6 protein-coding genes and 1 tRNA gene are annotated in these 4,980 nt (G+C 66.2%); 5 read left to right on the forward strand and 2 right to left on the reverse strand.

Annotated features, from left to right (window positions below; translation table 11 throughout):
• From HMPREF0731_RS14545 to HMPREF0731_RS23240, 5 genes are all read left to right on the forward strand, one after another.
• A partial coding sequence (locus tag HMPREF0731_RS14545; RefSeq protein ID WP_007004918.1) for a nuclear transport factor 2 family protein occupies positions 1-421 on the forward strand: 421 nt, incomplete at its 5' end.
• 278 nt (positions 422-699) lie between these two features.
• On the forward strand, positions 700-963 hold the full coding sequence (locus tag HMPREF0731_RS24410) for a hypothetical protein (protein WP_007004919.1): 264 nt from the start codon (positions 700-702) through the stop codon (positions 961-963).
• Between the two features lie 55 nt (positions 964-1,018).
• On the forward strand, positions 1,019-1,678 hold the full coding sequence (locus HMPREF0731_RS24415; RefSeq protein WP_157136133.1) for a hypothetical protein: 660 nt from the start codon (positions 1,019-1,021) through the stop codon (positions 1,676-1,678).
• Positions 1,675-2,805: a hypothetical protein gene (locus tag HMPREF0731_RS23235; RefSeq protein WP_007004921.1), complete on the forward strand. Its 1,131-nt coding sequence runs from the start codon at positions 1,675-1,677 to the stop codon at positions 2,803-2,805. The genes HMPREF0731_RS24415 and HMPREF0731_RS23235 overlap by 4 nt, the downstream gene beginning before the upstream one ends.
• Positions 2,806-3,072: 267 nt before the next feature.
• On the forward strand, positions 3,073-3,588 hold the full coding sequence (locus HMPREF0731_RS23240) for a recombinase family protein (protein ID WP_007004922.1): 516 nt from the start codon (positions 3,073-3,075) through the stop codon (positions 3,586-3,588).
• 6 nt (positions 3,589-3,594) lie between these two features.
• On the opposite strand, the gene HMPREF0731_RS14565 is transcribed toward HMPREF0731_RS23240, so the two are convergent.
• A tRNA-Arg gene (locus tag HMPREF0731_RS14565) sits at positions 3,595-3,671 on the reverse strand.
• 82 nt (positions 3,672-3,753) lie between these two features.
• On the reverse strand, positions 3,754-4,980 hold a 1,227-nt coding region (locus tag HMPREF0731_RS14570; protein ID WP_007004923.1), incomplete at its 5' end, for an amidase.

Consider the following 4,980-nt stretch of genomic DNA (forward strand, 5'->3'; position numbering starts at 1 on the left):
GCCCGACGCCGCCGCCGACCGCAACGCCGCGCTGGTGCGCGCCGCCTTCGAGGGCTGGGCGCAGCGCGGCGAGAGCGTGTTCCGCCTGCTGGCGCCGGATGTGCGCTGGACGATCCACGGCTCCGGCCCGGTCGCCGGCACCTATCAGGGGGTCGAGGATTTCCTGGCGCGCGCCTCGCAGCCGCTGGTCAGCCGGCTGGCGACGCCGATCCGGCCGGAGCTGCGCCAGCTCTGGGCGGTGGGCGAGCATGTCGTCATCCGCTTCGACGGCGCCGCCACCACCACCTCCGGAGCGCCCTACCGCAACCAGTTCGTCTGGATCTTCCGCATGCGCGACGGCGTGGTGGTCGAGGCGGAGGCCTTCCTCGACCTCGTGGCCTACCAGCAGGTGGTGGAGACCAACGCGCCGCGCCCGCGCTAGGCGCCTGGCTGGCGCGCGCGGGACAGGTCAGGCGGGGAAGGGTGGCCGACCCGATACGATTCGAACGTACGACCTTTGCCTTCGGAGAAATCCACGGGCAGGCGCCGCCGGGCCTGATCCACGTAGCGGTGTGATTCCTCAACGAGTCGCTGCCGGTGGCGGTCACGAGGCGCCGAGCACGAACCCGGTTTCGGCGACGAGGTGCTTGCTACCTGCTTGCTGAATTCCACCTCCGGAAATTCTTGGCGCCGCATTTTGCGAGGCCAACCTGCCCCGCGATGGACGGCACGGTTGAGGATAGACGGCGGCGGATCGGCTTGCGCGAGGTGCGCGCCATTGGCCCCGGCGAGATGGTGTGGGATGCAGCGGTGAGCGGCTTCGGTATCCGCCGCCAGCAGTCCGCTGCGGTCAGCTACGTCCTGTTCTACCGGATGAGCGAGGGACGGCAGCGATGGATCACTATCGGCCGCCACGGATCGGGGCGGCGATTTCGCGCGCGCTACGACGGCCGTCATCCGCGACTTCCGACGAAACCCACTTGATCGTCGGTGCGGGAGAGGAGACCGTCACCGCTATGCACGGGAGGGGCGCACTCGTATGTTAGGCGTCTCGGAGCTGCAACGGTATCGCCAAGAGGGCGCGGGGGAAGGCAAAGAAACTCTAATGGGAAAGCCACCGGGGGAACCGAAGTCACCTTCAGCAGCGAAGGGAACGGGCAAAAAGTCCAAAAAGCCGACAATGACTCTTGCGGCGCTCGGCGAAGGTATGCCCGGCCTAACTCCTGTTTCAGGGTTGCGAATGGCCGAAGCTGCTGCCGTGTGCTTCGAGAACGAGAAGCATCAGGCCGGTGTTCGTGTCCTGAAGGCGGGTCTGGTCCCCGAAGATTTCCATGTTGAATGGCCTCCCGTCGATGATCAGCAGCGGCGTTGCTATGCGGACATGCAGGAAGCGACGGAGAGTGGAGCAAGCGGAGTTGCCATCCTCGTAGTCAAGGAGATGACAGGCCTTGTTGTCGTAGAGCGGTCAAGGAAGATGACCGGGTTCGATTATTGGCTCGGTGAGAAGGACTACGAGGGCCTGCCATTCGCGGGGAACCGACGCCTCGAAGTCTCCGGCATCCTCACCGGAACGAAGGCACAACTCGACGCGAGGGTCCGTCAGAAGAAGGATCAGCTGAAGCCCACCGACCATGTGGCGCCGGGACTAGTTGCGGTCATTGAGTTCGGCACGCCGATTGCCTGCGTAGAAAGCAAGTGACGGATATCAAGAAAATCCATCGCCAAGCGATGGAGCAGAGCGACCTTGCCTTGATGGAAAAGGCAAGGGGAAATACTGCCGCTGCCCATTCTCATTTCCAGTTGGCTTACGATTTGGAGGCTACTGCGGCGCATGCGCTGCTTCATGATACTAGCGCGGAACCAACCCGATCTGTGCTGTTCCGGAGCGCCGCCACTCTTGCTCAGGATTGCGGGCGACTCGAAGATGCGGAGAAGCTGATTTACAAGGCTCTCGCGGGAGAGCCACCTTCCGACATCGCTGATGAGTTACGAGACCTTCTTGAGCAGGTTTCCTTCCAGCGTCATCTTGAGCTTCGTGGCGTAGAACTCAGCGACGACGAAATACAGATGGCGATCACGGGCAAGTCGGTCGGCTTTGGTATGGCCCCGACTGATGCTTTACTCTCTAGAGTTCGCAGCACGGAGACGCTTCTCTTCCGAACTGCGGAGCGTAAGCAGAACCGCCCATACCGAGACAAAGGGCGCCGGGGCGGGCAACTGGCGCAGGATTTGGAACTCTACATGTCGGTGCCGCGAGCAGCGTGCTTCGCGGTGACATTTCGCGTTGGCTCGTCGCCGCAGCGGTCCCTTCCGGGACTTTCGACCGGCGAGGAGGTGATAGATGAACTCTTGGATTGCCTCCAACTCTATGCTGAGGGAAATGCGGAGCAGCTTAGGCATCGGATCAAAGAAGAGGCATATTACCGCAACTTCGTAAGCCTTGCTCGCACGCTTCAGCCGGATGGCGCGAAGCTGAACATGGTCGGTTTCACCACGGTGCGCAGAGGGCGCGTCAAGCAAGTTGCAATGCGGCAGCCTTCAGACGAGACGCCAGAGCTTGTCCCGCTAGACGTGCTGCCAGAGAAGGACAAAGGCAAGGGCGAGGAAGGGGAAACCGTCCACTTAAGTGGCATGCTGAAGGTCGCCAACTCGATGAAGAAGCAGGACGAAATCCAGCTTCTTATGAGCGACAAGAAGAAGGTAACTGTCGTGGTCCCGCCCGGCATGATGAGTGACATCGTTAAGCCGCTATGGGACACCGAGGTTAGCGTGACTTCCACTCGCAAGGGAAAGAAGTTGCACCTGATGCAAATTCGCCCGGCGTGACGCATCCCGCTCTGAGGTTGCCACGGCGGCAGGGATTTCCGGCTGCCTCGTCCCACCGCCCCTGCCGCTCTCTCTGCCCGCCCGACGTTGACCGCCGCGCTTGTGCGCCATGACGGTCTACCAAACGGTCCAATTTAAGTTTGCACAAACGGATCTCGAATGGAGAGCCGTTCCCGCTGAATTATTTGCTGAAAGACGGCCGCGATAACCTATCCTGAATGGACTCTTCCGACTTCAGTCGGAGCGGTCGATATTTAGGAGGACTGCATGATTATTGGGTATGCCCGCGTGAGCGACGGCGGGTCTCAACGCCATGACCTTCAGATGGACGCCCTCCACGCCGCCGGGTGTGAGCGCGTCTTCGTCGAGGCGGCCAGCGGGGCGAGGACCGACCGGCCCGAGCTTCGTAAGGCGTTGGAGATCGCGCGGCCCGGCGATGTCATCGTGACCTACCGCCTCGACCGGATCGGCCGCTCCCTCAAGCACCTCATCGAGATCGCCGAGGACCTGCAACGGTGGGAGATCGGGCTGCGGTCGCTGATCTACGGGAAGGTCAGCGGGACCATGGTGCAGAAGCTACGACGAACCCGGTTGGATCATGCCGCCGGAGACGATCCTGATGATGCCGGGAGAGACCGTCGCGGAAACCGTGTTGGGGACCGTCAGGCCCACGCTGCGGGGGCCGGTGACCGAGATCAGAAGACCACGGTTCTGTCTCGTCCTGCTTGCTATGCGCTTGCTGGGTGGCGCTGCGGCGGGAGACGCTGTAATCTAAGTGCTTGAAAAGATTGGCGGACCCGACACGATTCGAACGTGCGACCTTTGCCTTCGGAGGGCAACGCTCTATCCAGCTGAGCTACGGGTCCTCGCCGGGGGCCTGTTTAGCCGGATGCGGCGGCGATGGGAAGCCCCGCGATCGCGGGCGCCCCGATCGCCGCCGCAGGGCCCTCAGCCGGCCAGCGCCGCCTCGACCGAGGCCGCCGCCTGGAACAGCGCCGCGTCGCCGCCGCCCATGCGGCTCAGCATCAGCCCGACCGGCGCCTCGCCCGGGGCGTGGCAGGGCAGGCTGATGCTGCAGCCATCGAGGAAGTTGAAGGCCGCCGTGTTGCGCAGCAGCAGCAGGTTGATGCGGTTGTACTCCGCTTCCTCCGCCACGGCGGAGAGCGGCGGCGGGGTCAGCGCCGCGGTCGGGCAGAGCACGGCGTCATAGGGGGCGAGGCGCGGCGCGGCGGCGGCGATGATGCGGGCGCGGGCCTGGACCAGCGCCTGGTAGTCGGCCGCGCTGATCGCCGCGCCCCGCCGGATGCGCGAGAGGATGCGCGGGTCGTAGCCCGCGCCCGCCCGCTCGATCAGCCCGCGGTGCCAGGCATAGGATTCGGCCGCCGCGAAGCCGCCCGCCGCATTGGCCACCGGGATGTCGCCCAGCTCCGGCAGGGCGAAGCGCTCGATGAAGGCGCCGGCATCGCGCAGCCGGGCCACGGCGCGGTCGAAGGCGGCGGCCACGGCCGGCTCCAGCCCCTCGAACAGGAAGGTGCCCTCGGGGATGCCGAGGCGCAGCCCGGCCACCGGGCGCGGCACGGGGGGGGCCGCGCTCTCGGCCCCGGCCATCAGCGCGTGCAGCACGGCGCAGCAGCCGACCGTGTTGGCCAGCGGCCCGATGCTGTCGAGGCTGGGCGACAGTGGCAGCACGCCGGCGAGCGGCACCTGGCGGGCGGTCGGCTTGTAGCCCACGATGCCGCAGAGCGCGGCCGGCACGCGGCAGGAGCCGCCGGTGTCGGAGCCCAGCGCGCCGAGCCCCATGCCGTCGGCCACGGCCACCGCCGCGCCGGAGGAGGAGCCGCCCGGCAGCCGCCCCGTGGCGCGGTCATAGGGCGAGAGGGGGGTGCCGAAATGCGGGTTCACGCCGAGCCCGCTGAAGGCGAATTCCACCATGTTGGTGCGCCCCAGCACGACGAAGCCGGCGCGCTGCAACCGCGCCACGGCCGGCGCCGTGCCGGCGGCGGGCGGTGCCTCGGCCAGCACGGCGGCGCCGGCGCGGGTGGGCACGCCCTCCTGGTCGAACAGATCCTTCACCGAGATCGGGATGCCGGCCCAGGGGGAGGGGGCGCGCCCGGCGCCGCGCAGCGCGTCCATCGCCAGCGCCGTGGCGCGCGCCGCCTCGGCCTGCACGGCGAC

Origin of the sequence: Pseudoroseomonas cervicalis ATCC 49957 (assembly GCF_000164635.1) — a bacterium.
In the GTDB taxonomy this organism is placed as follows: Bacteria; Pseudomonadota; Alphaproteobacteria; order Acetobacterales; family Acetobacteraceae; genus Pseudoroseomonas; species Pseudoroseomonas cervicalis.